The following is a 16,522-nucleotide window of genomic DNA, read 5'->3' as shown; positions in this document are numbered from 1 at the left end:
GAACTACGTTCTTGAACGGAGTCAGTACCAGAAGAGAACTTACGAAGGTGTAGGAAGGGACCCACCGTGGCAAAGACGACATCGGCAGCCCATTCGGAGTCGGCCATCGACTTGGTCGAGGGCTTCTCGCTCGAGATGACGGGCAAGGATGTCCCCGGTCTGCAGGAGGCGGCGCACGCGATCCCGGCGGGGACGAAGATCAATGTGACGTTCCTCGGGAACGAGGATCTCGATATGCGTGTGGCTGCGGCCAAGGCCGTGAAGGACCTCGGGTTCACCCCGGTCCCGCATATCTCCGCGCGGCGTCTGGGCAGCCAGGCGCAGCTCGAGGAGTTCCTCGGCCGGCTGCAGGAGGTCGGCGCGACCGAGCACGTCTTCGCCGTGGGCGGTGACCCGGCCGAGCCCGAGGGCCCCTATCCCGACTCGTTGAGCGTGATCCGGACCGGGATCCTGCAGCAGTACGGCGTCAAGGAGGTCTCGATCGCCGGGTACCCCGAGGGTCACCCCGACATCGCCACCGACGTGCTGTGGCGCCACCTCGAGGACAAGGTCGCCTCGCTCAAGGAGCAGAACCTCGACTGCACGATCCTCACGCAGTTCGCGTTCGACACCGACCCGGTCATGTCGTGGATCGACGCGGTCCGCGCCCGCGACATCGACGCGACGATCCGGATCGGCACGCCCGGCCCTGCCGGCATCAAGCGGCTGATCAACTTCGCCCGCCGGTTCGGCGTCGGTGCGAACGCGATGATCGTGAAGAAGTACGGCTTCTCGCTGACCAACCTGATGGGCACCGCGGGCCCGGACCGGTTCGTGACCGACCTGTCCGGCCTGCTCGCCGCCGATGAAGCCTCCGGGACGGTGAAGCTGCACATGTACACGTTCGGCGGACTGCTCGCGACGGCCGACTGGGCGCGCGACTTCGTCGCGAAGTGATCCGGGGAGAGTTCGCATGCCGATCCATCACGAGTCCCTGAAGGACCACGCCTGCCTGACCGTCCACGGCCCCGACCAGGCGGGCCTGGTCGCCGCGGTCACCGCACTGGTCACCCGCAACAAGGGCAACATCGTCACCCTGGACCAGTACTCCTCGAACCCCGAGGGCGGCGACTTCTTCCAGCGGGTCGTGTTCCACCGCCCCGACCTGTCCGCCGCGATGCCCGACATCGAAGCCGATGTCGCGAAGACCCTGAAGCCGTTCGGGATGCAGTTCACGCTGACCGACCAGTCCATCCCGAAGCGGATGGCCATCCTGGTCTCCACCAGCGACCACTGCCTGCTCGAGCTGCTGTGGCGTCACCGGCGCGGCGAGCTGCCCGTGACGATCCCGATGGTGATCTCCAACCACACCAACACCGCCGAGGACGTCCGCACGTTCGGGATCCCGTTCTTCCACGTCCCCAGCCAGGGGCCGGACAAGTCCGAGGCCGAGGCGAAGATCCTCGAGCTCGTGAAGGACAACGTCGACTTCATCGTCCTCGCCCGCTACATGCAGATCATCAGCGAGGACTTCCTCGACAACGTCGGCGTCCCGGTGATCAACATCCACCACTCGTTCCTTCCCGCCTTCATCGGCGCAGCCCCCTACCGCAAGGCCAGGGAGCGGGGAGTGAAGCTCATCGGCGCGACCTCGCACTACGTCACGAAGGACCTCGACGAGGGCCCCATCATCGAGCAGGACGTCGCCCGTGTGAACCACGCGATGACCGCCGGAGACATGCAGGCCCGCGGCGCCTACGTCGAACGCGCCGTCCTCTCCCGTGCCGTGCAATGGCACGCCCAGGACCGCGTCATCCGCCACGGCAACCACACCATCGTCTTCACCGACAGACCCTGACGCCTCGTCTCGTCGCTCCGCACCTCGCTCAGCGCACCCGAACCGGGATGCTCTCCCACCCGCGGAGGGTGTTGTTGAGGTGGCGGCGGCCGGGGCCGGTCTGCTCGAGCGACCCGACACGGTCCAGCAGGGCGTTGATCACCGCGAGCGCCTCGGCGCGCGCGACGTGCTGCCCGACGCACTGATGGATCCCCATGCCGAAGCCGACATGGCCGGAGGGGTCGCGGTCGAGGTCGAACTCGGCCGGGTTCTCCCACCGCCTGGGGTCGTGGTTGGCGCCGCCGAGGAACATGAGCACCTTGCGTCCGGCGGGGACGACGACGTCGGCGATCACGGTGTCGGTGGTCGTGGTGCGGAAGAACGTCTGCACGGGCGAGTCGACCCGCACGGCCTCCTCGAACGCGCGGGGGAGGAGCGATCGGTCGTCGCGCAGGCGGCGCCATGATTCAGGGTTGTTCGCAAGCGCCTGGAGCAGCGAGGCGATGCCGGTCACGGTCGTATCGACGCCCGCCGTCAGCAGCGACCGCACGATCAGCGGGGCCTGCGCCGAGGTGATCTCGCCATTGTCCGCGGCTTCCCAGATCTGGGCGCCGAAGCCGGTCTCCGCCAGGTTCTCGCGCAGGCACTGCCGCGCCACCCACTCCAACCGCGGCGCGATGTGCGCGGCCGCGTCCGTGACGCGCGCGTTCTGCGGCCCGAACGCGTTGAACGCATAGTCGCCGTAGGGCAGCAGGTGCTCACGACCCTCTTCGCCCAGGCCGACGGCGTCCGGGAACACGCGCAGCGGAAACACCTCGGCAAGATCGGTGACGGCATCGAACTCGCGCCCTCGGGCGAGGAGCGCCTCGACGAGCAGGACCGCGTCGGCCTGCCACTCGGCCGACAGGTCGCGCAGGCGTCGAGGCGAGAGCACCCGGGTCAGCACGGCGCGCGGCGCGTCGTGGCGCGGCGGGTCCGCCTCGAGGAGAAGGCTCGGCGGGCGCCACGGCTTCTCCTTGTTGAAGTCGGAGAGCCCGACCCCGGCCCCTGACTGCAGCGACTGCCAGTCGGTGAGGGCGCGGTGCACCTCGGCGTAACGGGCGATGCCATGGACGTCGTACTTCTCGAGCCGGAAGACCGGCCCGAGCTCACGCAGCTCCTCGAGGAACGGGAGGGGGTCGGCCAGGAACTCGTCGCTGAACGGGTCGAGCGCCGAGACGGGCAGCGCGGTGTCGGTGATGGCGGACATGCGGATCCTCACGGGTCAGAGGTCGAGGGCGAGGCGCTCGCCGCGGCAGCGTGAGACGCACGGGTACAGCGATCGGGACGCCGCGCGCTCGTCGTCGTCGAGCAGGGCGTCGCGGTGGTCGGGCTCGCCCTCCACGACGTCGGTCTCGCACGTGCCGCACACGCCCTGCGAGCAGGAGGTGATCACGCCGATGCCGACGCGGCGGAGTGCGGCGACGATGCTCTCGCCGCGTTCGACGGTCACGGTGGCGCCCGTGCGCGTCGCGACGACTTCGAACGGCCGCTCGGGTGCGGCGGCGGCGGCGGATGCCGTGAAGCGCTCGACCTTGGGCGCCCAGCCTCCCCCGACCGCGCCCCACTCCGTGATCGCGTGCATGAGCCGTTCGGGGCCGCACGCGTACACGCGCACGCGGGGATCGGTGGGGCGCCAGGCGTCGAGGTCGACACGACCGCGCTCGTCTGCGCAGTGCACCTCGACACGGCCTTCGTAGGCGGCGAGTTCGTCGACGTAGGCCATGCGGGGCCGCGTGCGGCCCAGGTACAGCAGCCGCCACTCGGCGCCGACCAGCTCGGCGGCGCGGATCATCGGGAGCAGCGGCGTGATGCCGATGCCCCCGGCGACGAAGAGGTACTCCTCGGCCGGCGCGAGGCGGAAGTTGTTGCGCGGGCCGCCGAAACCCACCTCGTCGCCCGCGAACACCTGGTCGTGCAGGCTGATCGAGCCGCCTCGGCCCTCGGCTTCGCGCTGCACGGCGATCGTGTAGGTCTCGGCATCCCAGCGATCTCCGCACAGCGAGTACTGGCGTGTGGTGCCGTCGGCCAGGATGACGTCGATGTGGGCGCCCGGCGCCCAGTCCGGCAGTCGCCCGCCGTCCGAGTGCTGCAGTCGGTACTCGACGACGCCGCCGGCGACCTCGGTCCGAGCGACGACCGTGAGTGAATCGCTCGCCGCCTGAGCTGCGTGGTCCGTGACGTGTGCAGAAACAGTTGGGGTGGACATCCGACCTCCTTGCCGAATCACCGATCTTCTTCGATCGGATCGAGAGTAGGCATCCGAGCATCCGTGACAGAGGGTGATGTCCATTGAGCGGGCAACGAGTACGATCTCGTCATGGCGCGGGGATCGCAGGGCCAGTCCGTCCTCCACCGGCATCTGCGGGTGATGGATGCGTTCGATGCGCTGAATCCCTTCCTCACCCTGGCGCAGATCACGCAGCGCTCCGGGCTCGCTCACTCGACCGCGCAGCGGATCGTCCGAGAGCTCGAAGGCGAACGGCTTCTCGAGCGCATGCCCGACCGCACGTACCGGCTCGGGTTGCGGCTGTGGGAGTTCGCCTCGCGCACGCCCGGCGGAGCGGGCCTGCGCGAACTCGCGCGCCCGTGGGTCGCCGCCGTCCACGCGCGGGTCCGCCAGCATGCGCAGCTGGGGGTTCGGAGCGGGCACGAGATCCTGTTCATCGAGCGCATGTCGACACCGGATGCCGTGGTCAACTCGACGATCATCGGAGGCCGGATGCCGCTGCCGGTGAGTTCGCTGGGCCTGGTGCTGCTCGCCTACGCCGGGGACGATGTCATCGACGCAGTGGTCGACGAAGGGTGGCCGGCGCCGACGAGATTCGCGCTGCGCGATGAAGACAGCCTGCGCGCACGCCTGCGGCGGGTGCGGGCGGACGGATTCGCCGTGACCGACGGCTTCATCTACGAGGAGTCCCGCGGCATCGCGGTCCCGGTGCTCGCGTCGCAGAACACGCCTACGCCGCATTGGGGGTCGTGGTCCCCAATGACGCCGCCGACCCCAGACCGATCATCGAGCTGCTCACGGTGGCTGCAGCGGGGCTCGCGAACGCGCTGCGGGACTCGTACCTCCCCGAGGGGGGTGCACGGTCCCCCGGTGGGATGCAGAGCCAGCCGTTGCTGAACCTGTCGAAGGCCTCCGCGGACTACATCGCCCGCCAGGCGGCTCGGGCGGGCGCCACGGACTCGCGCTCGACCCACGGGCGCTCGTGAGGGCGACGTGAGCAACACGGTGGCGAATCGCGGCCGGTTCCGATCGCTCGGTCAGGCGGGTCCCTCGCGTCAGAACGCGAACTCCTGCTAGCTTCGACCAACTAGAGAAGAGACTTCAATGACGAGAAAGATCCGCAGTTCTGTTTAAGTAGCCGTCGCTCCGGTCCTCCTGTCCATCCCGGAGCCGGAGGACTCCCCGGCCCGTCCAGGGGTGACCACATACCTGAGGTCGACCACGGCGAGGGCGGCGTGGACCTGGGAGCTCGTGGGTGACCACTTCTGACATGGTCGAACCGCGGTCGGAACCTTGGAAAGGCAGGTCCGGATGACCAACAAGCTCACTTTGCGGCAGCTTCAGCACGTCATCGTGTTGTCCGAGTCGCAGTCCCTCCGTGAAGCTGCCGCGACTCTCGGAATCACCGAGTCTGCGCTCGGCTCGTCCATCAGCCAAGTCGAGAAGCATGTCGGACGTCCCGTGTGTGTTCGCAAGCGTGCCGTGGGCATGACCATGACATCGGCGGGCCGACGTCTTGCCGAAGGTGCGCGAGACATCCTCACGCGGCTCTCAGACCTCGAAGACGAGGTCTCCGGTGCGCCGGGAACGTTGAGCGGCACCGTGCGATGTGGGGTCTCCGCGGTGCTGGTGGCAGAACTCGCGGTCGAGCTGGCTGCCGTTGCGCGAGATGATCTCCCCGGTGTCAAGCTCGAGATCCGCGCCGGATTGCGGGCCGACCTGTCGGCGGGTCTCGAGTCGGGCGCACTGGACATCGCCGTGATGTTCCTCGCCGACGAGACGGATACGTTCGCCTACACCTCGATTTCGAGTGTTCCCCTCGTGTTGGCCAGAAGTGCTCAGGGCTCAGGCGAGACCCGCGCGCCCCTCGAGGAAGCCCTGAAGCAGCCGTTCGTTCTCGTCGACAGTGTCCTCGGACGCACGATCGCGGGCCGCGTGTTCGACGGTGCCGGCTCACGACCGCCGCTGACTCGGCGAGCCCCCTCTCTCGACGTGGCGCTGGCAATGGTGTCGGCGGGGGCGGGATTCGGGTTGTTCCCCGACATCCGGGGACTTCGAACGGCCGCGGCCGATCGGGTGCAGCTGACTCATCTGGGCCCCCCTTTCGAGCCCGTGCAGATCGTGGCCGCGTGGTCGCACGAGAAGGGGCTCTCGGCCGGCGGCGAGGCTGTCCGCGATCTCCTCGTCGGGATCGGGCGGCAGCAGTCCAGCGATGTCGCCCCTCGGTCAAGTACTATGATCTGATTGCATTTACGACGCCTCTTCTTAGATAAGAGTTGACATTCCGAGATCGAGGGTGTCAGACTCCCTGCAACTCGCTGCCCAATCGATGAAGATTGAAGAGGCTCTGATGTCGTTGCAGACACGCATGGATGGCTTCACCGCACCCGCACAGATGCTGCAGGTTCCGCTCACGCGCGGAAGAACGTTCCCGTACCCTCTCGTCCACACGAACTGGCGAGACGAGCAGCGCGCGTGGTCCGAGGGCGCCGTCCTGTTCGACCAGAGTGCGCACATGACGGACCTGTTCATCTCGGGCCCGGATACACTGCGACTGCTCGCCGACACCTCGATCAACAGCTACGCCGGGTTCGGGCCACTGCGTGCGAAGCAGCATGTCGCGGTCAACCCAGACGGCTACGTCATCGGGGACTCGATCATCATCTGCCTGCCCGACGGATCCGTGAACATGGCGGGGTTCGAGTACTCGATCAACTGGGTGATGTACCAAGCAGAGGTCGGCGACTACGACGTGACGCTGAGTCGTGACGAGGCCAGCTTCGTCAACGCCCAAGGGAAGCGGCTGTTCCGCTACGAGCTCGAGGGTCCGCGTGCTCGCGCGATCCTTGAGGATGCGTCGTCCCACCCGATGCCCGACATCCCGTTCTTCCGCGTCGGCAGGATCGAGATCGCCGGCGTCGAGGTCCTCGCGCTGAATCACACGATGAGCGGCGTCCCCGGTGACGAGAGCAGCGGATTCGAGCTGCTGGGTCCTGCGCATGCGACGCAGACGGTCATCGACGCGATCGCCGAAGCCGGGGAGGAGCACGGTTTGGTCCGAGGTGGTGCACTCGCCTACATCTCCTCCCTCGCCGAGTCCGGCTGGATGGGGCGTCTCGTCCCTGCCATCTACACGGGCGACGCGATGGCTGCCTATCGCGAATGGCTGCCCGAAACCGCGATGGAGAACTTCGGGATGGGCATGACGGGCAGCTTCCACCCGGACGATGTCGAGGAGTACTACTCGACCCCCTGGGATCTCGGCTATGGCCGCCTCGTGCGGTTCGACCACGAATTCATCGGTCGTCCGGCCCTCGAGCAGATGGCAGGCGATCCCCCGCGCCAGAAGGTGTGGTTGGAGTGGGATCGCCAGGACACCGAGGCGCTGATCATCAGATCAGAGTTGTCCGAGCCGGGCGCGCCCCGCCTGTTGAATCCGCCGTTCACCGGCAACCGCGACATCGTGCTCAGCGGTGACCAAGCAGTCGGCGTCACGATGTCCCACGCGTTCACGGTGAACCTGGGCCGTTGGATCTCGCTGGCGTCCGTCGATACGGACCAGGCCGTCGACGGCAATACCGTCGAGATCCTCTGGGGGGATCACGACGGCGGGCGCTCCAACCCAACCGTCCCCGATCACGCGCCCATGAGGATCCGAGCCACGGTGAGCACGACGTCGCCGGCGCAGTCGGCGCGAAACCTCGCAGGTGCCGGTGCGCGGTGATCCACGCCCGACATGAGCGCCCACTCCCACTCCCTCCGCCGGCGGCCGATCGAAGCGGTCGTCGGACTCATGCACAGCTCGTCCCGCCATCGCAGCAGAGCCGCTGCACACACAAGAAGGAATCGGTCCATGCGTACATCACTCCGAGCACTCCCCGTTCTCGCAGCCGCCGTGCTGCTCATCGCCGGCTGCAGCGCCAGTCCGAACGCCCGAGAGGGTTCGGACTCCGACGGAGCCGCACCCGAGGAGTTGGTCTTCGGACTCGTGCCGACCGACAACAGCCAGGATCTGGAAGCCTCGACCCAGGCGCTGGCGAATGCGATCGAGGAGTCGACCGGCATTCCGGTCGAGATCCAGGTGGTCAGCAGCAATGCGGGACTCATCGAAGCGCAGGTCGCTGAGCGGGTGGACATCGCGACGTATGGTCCATTCGCGTACTACCTTGCCGCCGATGTGGCCGACATCACGCCGATCGGGATGGATCAGCTCAGTCCCGACCCCGAGTCCAGCGTGGTCTTCTCATACGCCGTCGCCCCGGCGGGGACCGATATCACCTCCCTCGAGGATCTCGGCGGCAGGGACATCTGCTTCACCGACCCTGGTTCGACGACCGGCTACCTCGCAGGCGCGGCCGGGCTCGTGGAGGCCGGCATCGATCCGGAGACCGATGTCAACGCCATCTTCACGGGTGCACACGATGTCGCTGTCACGCAGATGCTCGCGGGCGACTGCGACGTGGCGTTCACCGCGTCCACGTTCATCGATCTGCTCTTCCCCGCCTCGGGGCTGATCGAGGAGGGCGAGACCGAGGTGGTGTGGAAGTCCCCGGGAATCGCCGGCACCGCCCAGACCGTCGGGAACTGGCTGCCCGAAGAGGTCCGCTCCCAGATCGCCCAAGCGCTGACCGGCTACAACGCCGTCACCGCCGCCGAGGCAGGGTTCTGTGAGGGTGAGGAGCAGCCGGCTCCCGACAACTGGGGCCCGGACTACGCCGGTCAGGACTCGTGCCGCTGGAGCGGGACCGGCGCATTCGCCTATGCTCCCGCCGACGCGTCCGACTACGACTTCATCAACGACATCTGCGCGGCCACGCAGGCCGAGGTCTGCCGAGCAGAGTGACGGTCGGAGCAACGATGACATTGATCGTGAGCGAGTCGGATCCCATGGTCGCCGAGGCGATCCACCCCATCGAGATGAGGGGGGTGCGGATGGCCTTCGGCGAGCACGTCGTACTCGAAGACATCGACATCCGCGCCCGCGCCGGCGAGTTCATCGCCCTCGTCGGGCCCTCAGGCGCGGGCAAGTCCACCCTGCTGCGGCTCCTCAACGGCTCCCACCGCGCGGTCGCGGGACAGGTGTCGGTGCTGGGTCTCGACCTGGGCCGTTGCAGCCCGTCTGAGCTGCGACGCCTTCGAACGAGGGTGGGTTTCGTCTTCCAGCAGTTCGGGTTGGTCGGACGCCTGAGTGCGCTCGAGAACGTGCTCATGGGATCTCTCGGGTCGCTCCGAATGCCCCGCTACGGCGTGGCGACCTATCCACGGCGACTTCGTGAGCGAGCCCTGGACAATCTCGAGCGGGTGGGCCTCATCGACCAGCGCTTCCAGCGTGCAGACACTCTTTCGGGCGGGCAGCAGCAGCGCGTCGCGATCGCGCGAGCGCTGATGCAGGACGCCGAGGTCGTGCTCGCGGATGAGCCAGTTGCATCTTTGGACCCGCGAGCCAGCCTGAGCGTCCTGTCGACACTCAAGCGCCTGAGCGACGAGGAGGGTTTCACCGTCATCTGCTCGCTGCACCAGGTCGACTACGCCATGCAAGTGGCAGACCGGGTCGTCGCCGTTCGAAGCGGAGCGATCTGCCTCGACCGGCCTACCACGCAGACGACCGAGGAACAGATCCGGGCGATCTACGACGATCCGCCGGAGGCCTGACGTGCCTGCCATCCAGACCCGGCCGCCGTCGACGTCGTCGACTCCCGTCCCGCCGCCTCGGCAGCGGCGAGTCATCGCGACATGGGCCGTCCCCCTCGGGTACCTCGTCGTCTCCCTGTTCGGGATGTGGTGGATCGACGCCCGCCCCGACGCGGTCCTCGCGGGCTTCGAAGACATCGCCGCGCTGCTCCAGCGCATGGTCCCGCCGGTCGTGGACGACCCCGGGTCGCTCCTCGAACTCACGCTCGAGACGCTGTGGATCGCCATCGCGGGAACCGGCCTGGCGACCATCGTCTCGCTTCCCCTCGCCGCCGCCGCGTCGAATCGGTACAGCGGCCCCCGAGCGGTGCAATGGGTCGCCCGGGCGATCATCGTCCTCAGCCGCGCCGTGCCCACGCTCCTGTTCGCCATCATCTTCGTCCGTATCTTCGGGCTCGGCCCGTTGGCGGGAGCGCTTGCCGTCGCCGCGCACTCGATCGGCATGATCGGCAAGCTCATGACCGACGTCTTCGAAGAGCAGGACCCGGTGGCGAACGACGCCGTTGCCGCGGTGGGCGCGTCTCGCACCCAGATCTTCCTGGCCACGACGTTGTCGCGAGCGCTGCCCGCCGTTTCGTCGCTTGTGCTCTACCGGCTGGACATCAACATCCGTGCGTCGGCGGTGCTCGGCCTCGTGGGGGCCGGCGGGATCGGCGTGGCCCTGCAGACGGCGATCGGGAGCCTCAATTACCAGAGAGCCCTCGGGATCATCGTCTTCATCGTCGTGCTCCTGCTCATCCTGGAGCTCATCGCCTATCTCGTGCAGCGAGCGGTCGCAGAGCATGCAGAAGAGAACAGCGCTGTCGCGCTGTATGGGAAACGCGAGGATCCTCGCGTGCTCGGCTGGAACGTCTCTCGTGGCTTCCGTGTCGGCGGGGCGGTCGCGGCTGCGGGCGCGTTCATGTTCTCGCTCACCCAGCTGCAGATCGATTTCGCGCGGATGGGCCGCTCCGTCGATATCGCCCTCAGCATGCTCGCCGGCTTCTTTCCGCCGAACATCTCGGCTGAGGTTCTCATCGGTGTGCTCGAGAGCTTCCTGATGGCGATCACCGCGACGACGGTCGGTGGCGTCTTCGGCCTCGTGCTCGCGATCCTGTCCACCCGACATCTCATTCGGTTCGAGCCCCTCAGCCTCGCCATCCGAGGCGCGCTCGTCCTCGTCCGCGGTGTCCCGGACATCATCTTCGCGCTGCTCTTCGTGGCGGCGCTCGGACTGGGCCCGTTCGCCGGCTTCCTGGCGCTGACGATCTCGTGCACCGTGCTGTCCGCGAAGCTGTTCGCTGACTCCCTCGAGAAGGTCGACCCTGCGCCGATCCGGGCGCTGCAGGCCACGGGGGCGGGTCGCATCCAGGTGTTCGTGTCGGGAGTGTGGCCGCAGTTCGTGCCATCGTTCATCTCGAACGGGATGCTGACCAGCGATCTCGCGCTGCGCGAGTCCGCCGTCCTCGGGATCGTCGGCGCCGGCGGCGTCGGGTTCATCCTCGAGGAGTCGGTCGCCACGCTCGATTACCAGACCACGGCGGGAGTGCTCGTGAGCTTCGTCGCGATCGTCGTCCTGCTCGAAGCAATCGCCCGCTGGGCGAGAAGGAGGATCCTCTGATGACCATTCACGTCCCCGAGAACGCGACCGCTCCGCGACCGTCGGAGTGGTCACCGGCTCTCGACGAGACGTTCGGCAGCGCGCACGCCGACTACGCCGAACTCCGCAAGACGAACGGCTTTCCCTGGAGCAGCGACTTCGGGGGATTCTGGTCCGCGCTGACCTATGACGACGTCACCCGCATCGTCCAGGACGACGAAGGCTTCATCACCTCGGTGCAGAACGTCGTTCCCGCCGTTCCGCGCAAGTCGCCTCGCCCACCGCTGCACATCGACCCCCCCAAGCACGGGGAGTACCGGACGGCGATCGACCGGGTGCTGCGGCGGTCACTGCTCAAAGAACGGGAGGGCGAGTTCAGAGAGGCCGCACGCCGCGGTATCCGCGAGCTTCTGCAGAACCCGTCGCCTGATGCCGTGCGAGACTTCGCCGCGCCGTTCGTCATCGACTGCTTCGCCATTCTGATCGGTGCCCCTTCCGAACTGATGAATCGGGTCCGCGACATCGGAATCAGATACTCGTTCGCGATCCAGGACATGGATGCCGCGGTCATCGCGGAGTGCAGCGACCAGCTGTACGACATCGCCCGCACGATCTATCGCGAGCGACTCGAGGCCGGCGCCGATCCGGACACGGACATGGTCGCCAGCCTCCAGGCGGCCGCGGATGACCCGACGAACTCGATCACGTCCGAGTCCGCGCTCGCCACCCTGCGACAGCTGATCGTCGCGGGCATGGGGGCCCCCCAGGCGGTGATCGCAAGCTCGATCGTGCACCTGGCGATGGACCAGGACCTGCAGACTCATCTGCGACAGAACCTGGATGAGATGCCGGCGGCGGCCGAGGAGTTCCTCCGCATGCACGCGCCGTACCGGGTCTTCTCGCGCACAGCCACGAAGGACACCCAGATTCACGGACGCACCGTGCGCGCGGGCGAAGCAGTCGCGCTGATCTATCCCTCCGCGAACCGCGACGAGACGGTGTACGACAACCCCGACGAGTTCGTGCTGCGGAGAGCCGGCAACGCTCACCTCACTTTCGGTCGAGGAGCGCACAAGTGCCCCGCGGCCAACATGGGCCGCATGGAGGTGGCCATCGCGCTCGAAGAGCTGCTGAACGCAACGGAGCAGTTCACGCTCGACGGAGAGGTCCAGATGATGAACTGGCTGGAGTACGGGCCGAAGGCCGTCCCGCTCTCCCTTAGCCCTGCTCGTGGGTAGCGGCCCGCGCACAGACGGTCGACGAGCCGAAGACCAACGCTGATGTCGCTTCACGCGGGTGTGCCCGGCCCGGATCCTCGCGGCGAGGGCCCTCGTCGGGCCGACCTCGGACTCGCGTGGGGGGTCCGCGGGAGCTTCCTTCGATACGTGGTCGGCTCCGGTGGTCGGGCGCAGGTCCGGCGGGGGGCTGCGTCGACGATGTCGGGCGAGTTCTACTTTCCGCTCGTCGGAGTCGAGTATGACGAAGAGGGCTGTGTGAGGGAGGCGCGGTTCGGGGGTGAAGTCGAGTTCACGGCCCACGGAGGCATGCTGCGTGTCGTCATCGGCGATCCCCTGCTGACGGTGCACGGCCGGGCGGCCGTGCTCAGCTTCGTTCCCTCCGCCGGCGAATCGACGGAAGAGCCCATCGACGTCGTCGATGTCGTCCTCGAAGGCGCGAAGGCCGACGGCGCAGTCCAGATGTGGCATGAGGCTGCGACCGCGCTCACTCACACCGGTGCCGAGCTCTTCGGGTGGTCGTATGCCACGGGCGAGCCGATGGCGGCGCTGACGGTACGGGTTCCCGCCGGAAGGCCGTCGGGTCGCGAAGATGAGTAACTCCAATCTAGTTGAAGTAAATACCACCAATAGTCCGATTTAATTGGGTTTCAGCTATTCTCATCACATGGCTGACAACAACGGTGTCGTCGAACTCTTCGCGGCCGAATCGGACGAACTCGCTCGGTTGCGCGCCGAGCCGCCGGTGTCATGGAGCGAGGACCATGGCGGGTACTGGAAGCTGAGCACGTACCCCCTGGTGGTGGAGTGCTTGAGAGATCCGTCGCAGTATCGCAGCGGCCGGCCGTTCATGTTCGTGCGCGACCAGCCGAGCTTCATCCCCCTCACCTACAACGGCGAGGCTCACGCGCTCTATCGCGCGGCACTCACGCCTCTGTTCCGCCCGAGTCGCATCTCGCTCCTGGAACCGATGATCAGGCCGATCGTCCGCGACTACGTGGTCCGGTTCGCGCGAGCCGGAGGGGGCGATTTCGCCGACTCGGTCGGCGGGCCGCTTCCCGCGCACGTACTCTGTGTGTTCCTGGGGCTTCCCGTCGAGGATGTCGGGCTGCTGAAGTCTCTGTCCCTCAACCCGACAAGGCCGATGACGTCCGACGAACTCGCCGAGATCGATGGGCGGGTCAACGACCACATCGACTCGATCATCGCCGAGCGCCGTCGTGCCCCGCGCGACCCGGAGCACGACTTCTTCAGCGCGTTGTTCGAGACTCGTATCGACGACCGCGAACTCTCGCCGGACGAGCTTCGTGAGATCGGAAAACAGATGATCAGCGCGGGCCATGGCACGACGACCGCGGCGATGAACAGCATGATGGCCCGCTTCGCGTCCGATCCCGAGCTGAAGGAAGGGCTGAACGAGGGGCGATATGAGATTGCGGCCGCTGTCGAGGAGATCCTGCGGTGGGCGCCCCCGCTGGCGGGTGTGGGACGGGAGGCGAACGTCCCCGGAGAGGTGGGAAGCACGCCGATCGGACGAGACCAGGCCATCGAACTCGGAATCGCCGCGGCCAACCACGATCCTCAGGAGTTCGCCGATCCCGAACGCACGGACTATGCGCGTCGACCGAACCGGCACCTCTCGTTCGGCGCGGGGATCCACGCGTGCCTCGGTGCGCCGTTGGCGCGCCTGGAGCTGAGGATCCTGCTGGAAGAACTCGTCGCGAGCGGTCATCACTACGTTCTCGGTGATCGTCCGACCCCGTCGCCGTTCCGCCCATTCCGCTTCTTGTCGTTGCCGATCGCGGTGCGGAGCTGACATGGAACTCGTCGTTTCGCGGATAGAGCCCGTCGTGGACGAGGTCATCGAGATCGTCCTGGCTGCGACGGATGGGGGCCCGCTTCCGCAATGGAATCCCGGAGCTCACCTCGAGCTGGTGACACCTGTCGGGGCCGTTCGACAGTACTCACTGTGCGGACCGCGCGACGCCGTGTGCGAATGGCGGATCGCTGTGCTCCGCGAGCCCGAGGGCCGAGGCGGATCCGAATCTCTCCACACGCGCCTGGAGCCCCACCAGCGCGTCACCGTCCGGGGGCCTCGGAACAACTTCCGCATGCTCCCGGCAGCGGGGTACCGATTCGTCGCCAGCGGGATCGGGATCACACCGATCCTGCCGATGATCGAGCACTGTGAGGAAACGGGCGTGCCGTGGAGCCTCGATTACATCGTGCGGGAGCGCGGCAGGGCCGCGTACCTCGACCGGCTGCCTGAGAGGGGCGTGACGCTGCACATCACGTCCGAGCATGGCCGCCCCGATCTCGATGCCATCGCCTTCGGAGACGGAACCGGTCGACGTCTGTACGCATGCGGCTCGACGTCGCTGCTGGTCGGGCTGGAAGAGGCTGCGCGGCGGGTCGATGCGGGCCCTCTGCACGCAGAGTGGTTCGCGCCGCGGCCTGTCGTCGCCGCCGCCGATGCCCGGGATGAATTCGAGGTCGCATTCAACCGGTCGGGAGTCAGTGCTGTCGTTCAGGCCGCCGACTCGATCGTGGACGCGGCCTCCCGTGTGGGGGTGGACATCCCGGTGTCCTGCTCGCAGGGAGTCTGCGGGTCATGTGAGACCAGTCTCCTCGGCGGCGTCGTCGATCACCGCGACTCCGTCCTGACCGACACGGAGCGATCCGAGGGGCTCGTCATGATGCCGTGCGTATCCCGCGCGCGGTCGGACACTCTCGTGCTCGACGCATAACCCCTCGCGCTCCACATGATGAGGAAATAGCCTCAGACCTGAGGCGCATTCAGCGACCATCAGGACTGTGGCACGGTGGTGTGCCCGCCGTCACCGGAGGCTCGGTGACGCACCTCCGACGAAAGGTGACTTCAATGAAGAAGAGGCTTGCAATCCTGGGCATCATGGCAGCCGGCGCTCTCGCGCTGAGCGGATGCACCGACTCCGGCGCTCCGACGGCGACGGAGGGGGGCTCGGATGCCGATGGGGAGATGACCACGGTTCGCGTGGCCGCGCTGCCCATCGCCGAGACGGGAGCCCTGTGGGCGGCGATGGAGGAGGGGATCTTCGCCGACTATGGACTCGAACTCGACATCGTCCCCGCACAGGGTGGAGCGCTCGCGATCCCCGCGCTCATCAGCGGCGACATCCAGTTCGCGGTGGGTCAGCCGTTCGGCCCGATGCGCGCCGAACTCCAGGATCTGGGCATTGTGATCCTCAGCAACTACGCCGACAGCCTCGCCGAGGGCCAGGACGTCAACGCCGTCGTGGCGCTCGGGGATTCGGGGATCGAGTCGCCTGCTGATCTCTCGGGCAAGCGTGTGTCGGTCAACAGCCTCGGCGCGGCCGGTGACGTCACGATCATGAAGGCCGTCGAGGACGACGGCGGTGACCCCACGACCATCGAGTTCGTCGAGGTCGCCTTCCCCGACGTGCAGGCTCAGCTCGAGGGCGGAACCATCGACGCCGGCTGGGTCCCCGACCCCTTCCGCGGCATGATCGTCGGTGCCGGCGGGGTCGAAGTGGTGTACCCGTACCAGGCGACGATTCCCGGGCTGACGGTTCTGACGAACTACACGACGCAGGAACTCATGGACTCCGACCCGGAGCTCGTGGCCAGCTACACCAGTGCGATGGCCGAAGCGCTGGAGTGGGCAGCCTCGAACGAAGACGCAGTGGATGCGGCGATCGCCAGCAACCTCGACATCCCGCTGGAGGCCGCACAGTCGCTGACCATCTCGTCGTTCACGCCTGTGCTGGACGTCGACAAGGTCCAGGAGCTGGCACAGCTGGCCGTCGACTACGGAGTGCTCGACGAGATGCCCGACTTCGACGTCATGATCCAGCTCCAGTAGGAGCCTGACGATCGAGGGCGGGGTTCCCGGCGCTTCATGTGTCGGAGCCCCGCCCTCGATACCTCGTCCC

Annotated in this window: 15 protein-coding genes; 13 read left to right on the top strand and 2 right to left on the bottom strand. The window is 67.3% G+C overall.

Features of this window, described 5'->3' with window-relative positions; all coding sequences use genetic code 11:
* Positions 1–66 precede the first annotated feature (66 nt).
* Complete coding sequence (locus P0L94_13165) at positions 67–936, top strand: methylenetetrahydrofolate reductase (protein WES63408.1); 870 nt, start codon at positions 67–69, stop codon at positions 934–936.
* 16 nt (positions 937–952) lie between these two features.
* Positions 953–1,837 (top strand): formyltetrahydrofolate deformylase, encoded by an 885-nt coding sequence (gene purU / locus P0L94_13160; GenBank protein WES63407.1) that lies wholly within the window; start codon positions 953–955, stop codon positions 1,835–1,837.
* Between the two features lie 28 nt (positions 1,838–1,865).
* Here purU and P0L94_13155 read toward each other — a convergent pair whose 3' ends face one another.
* Together P0L94_13155 and P0L94_13150 are read right to left on the bottom strand one after the other, a co-directional pair.
* The gene (locus tag P0L94_13155) at positions 1,866–3,065 is read right to left on the bottom strand and encodes a cytochrome P450 (protein WES63406.1); all 1,200 of its coding nucleotides are present in this window, start codon (positions 3,063–3,065) and stop codon (positions 1,866–1,868) included.
* A 15-nt stretch (positions 3,066–3,080) separates the two neighbouring features.
* Positions 3,081–4,064: a PDR/VanB family oxidoreductase gene (locus P0L94_13150; protein WES63405.1), complete on the bottom strand. Its 984-nt coding sequence runs from the start codon at positions 4,062–4,064 to the stop codon at positions 3,081–3,083.
* 111 nt (positions 4,065–4,175) lie between these two features.
* Between P0L94_13150 and P0L94_13145 the strand changes: the two genes are divergently transcribed.
* From P0L94_13145 to P0L94_13095, 11 genes are all read left to right on the top strand, one after another.
* A complete protein-coding gene (locus tag P0L94_13145) occupies positions 4,176–4,982 on the top strand; it encodes an IclR family transcriptional regulator C-terminal domain-containing protein (GenBank protein WES63404.1) in 807 nt (268 codons plus the stop codon).
* A 414-nt stretch (positions 4,983–5,396) separates the two neighbouring features.
* Positions 5,397–6,329: a LysR family transcriptional regulator gene (locus tag P0L94_13140; GenBank protein ID WES63403.1), complete on the top strand. Its 933-nt coding sequence runs from the start codon at positions 5,397–5,399 to the stop codon at positions 6,327–6,329.
* Positions 6,330–6,435: 106 nt separating this feature from the next.
* Positions 6,436–7,809: a hypothetical protein gene (locus tag P0L94_13135; protein ID WES63402.1), complete on the top strand. Its 1,374-nt coding sequence runs from the start codon at positions 6,436–6,438 to the stop codon at positions 7,807–7,809.
* A gap of 129 nt (positions 7,810–7,938) precedes the next feature.
* The gene (locus P0L94_13130) at positions 7,939–8,928 is read left to right on the top strand and encodes a phosphate/phosphite/phosphonate ABC transporter substrate-binding protein (protein WES63401.1); all 990 of its coding nucleotides are present in this window, start codon (positions 7,939–7,941) and stop codon (positions 8,926–8,928) included.
* A gap of 14 nt (positions 8,929–8,942) precedes the next feature.
* Positions 8,943–9,737 (top strand): phosphonate ABC transporter ATP-binding protein, encoded by a 795-nt coding sequence (gene phnC / locus P0L94_13125; GenBank protein ID WES63400.1) that lies wholly within the window; start codon positions 8,943–8,945, stop codon positions 9,735–9,737.
* A 1-nt stretch (position 9,738) separates the two neighbouring features.
* Positions 9,739–11,376, top strand: coding sequence for a phosphonate ABC transporter, permease protein PhnE (gene phnE / locus P0L94_13120; GenBank protein WES63399.1), 1,638 nt, complete (start codon positions 9,739–9,741; stop codon positions 11,374–11,376).
* Positions 11,376–12,593, top strand: coding sequence for a cytochrome P450 (locus P0L94_13115; protein ID WES63398.1), 1,218 nt, complete (start codon positions 11,376–11,378; stop codon positions 12,591–12,593). Before phnE ends, P0L94_13115 begins: the two co-directional genes overlap by 1 nt.
* A gap of 42 nt (positions 12,594–12,635) precedes the next feature.
* Positions 12,636–13,190 (top strand): HtaA domain-containing protein, encoded by a 555-nt coding sequence (locus P0L94_13110; GenBank protein WES63397.1) that lies wholly within the window; start codon positions 12,636–12,638, stop codon positions 13,188–13,190.
* Positions 13,191–13,233: 43 nt separating this feature from the next.
* Positions 13,234–14,406, top strand: a complete 1,173-nt coding sequence (locus P0L94_13105) for a cytochrome P450 (protein WES63396.1) — start codon at positions 13,234–13,236, stop codon at positions 14,404–14,406.
* Between the two features lie 295 nt (positions 14,407–14,701).
* Positions 14,702–15,337: an iron-sulfur cluster-binding domain-containing protein gene (locus P0L94_13100; GenBank protein WES63395.1), complete on the top strand. Its 636-nt coding sequence runs from the start codon at positions 14,702–14,704 to the stop codon at positions 15,335–15,337.
* A 134-nt stretch (positions 15,338–15,471) separates the two neighbouring features.
* Positions 15,472–16,452: an ABC transporter substrate-binding protein gene (locus P0L94_13095; GenBank protein WES63394.1), complete on the top strand. Its 981-nt coding sequence runs from the start codon at positions 15,472–15,474 to the stop codon at positions 16,450–16,452.
* Positions 16,453–16,522: the final 70 nt, after the last annotated feature.

Origin of the sequence: Microbacter sp. GSS18 (assembly GCA_029319145.1) — a bacterium.
GTDB lineage: Bacteria > Actinomycetota > Actinomycetes > Actinomycetales > Microbacteriaceae > Microbacterium.
This window is presented reverse-complemented; position numbering and strand designations above follow the sequence as displayed.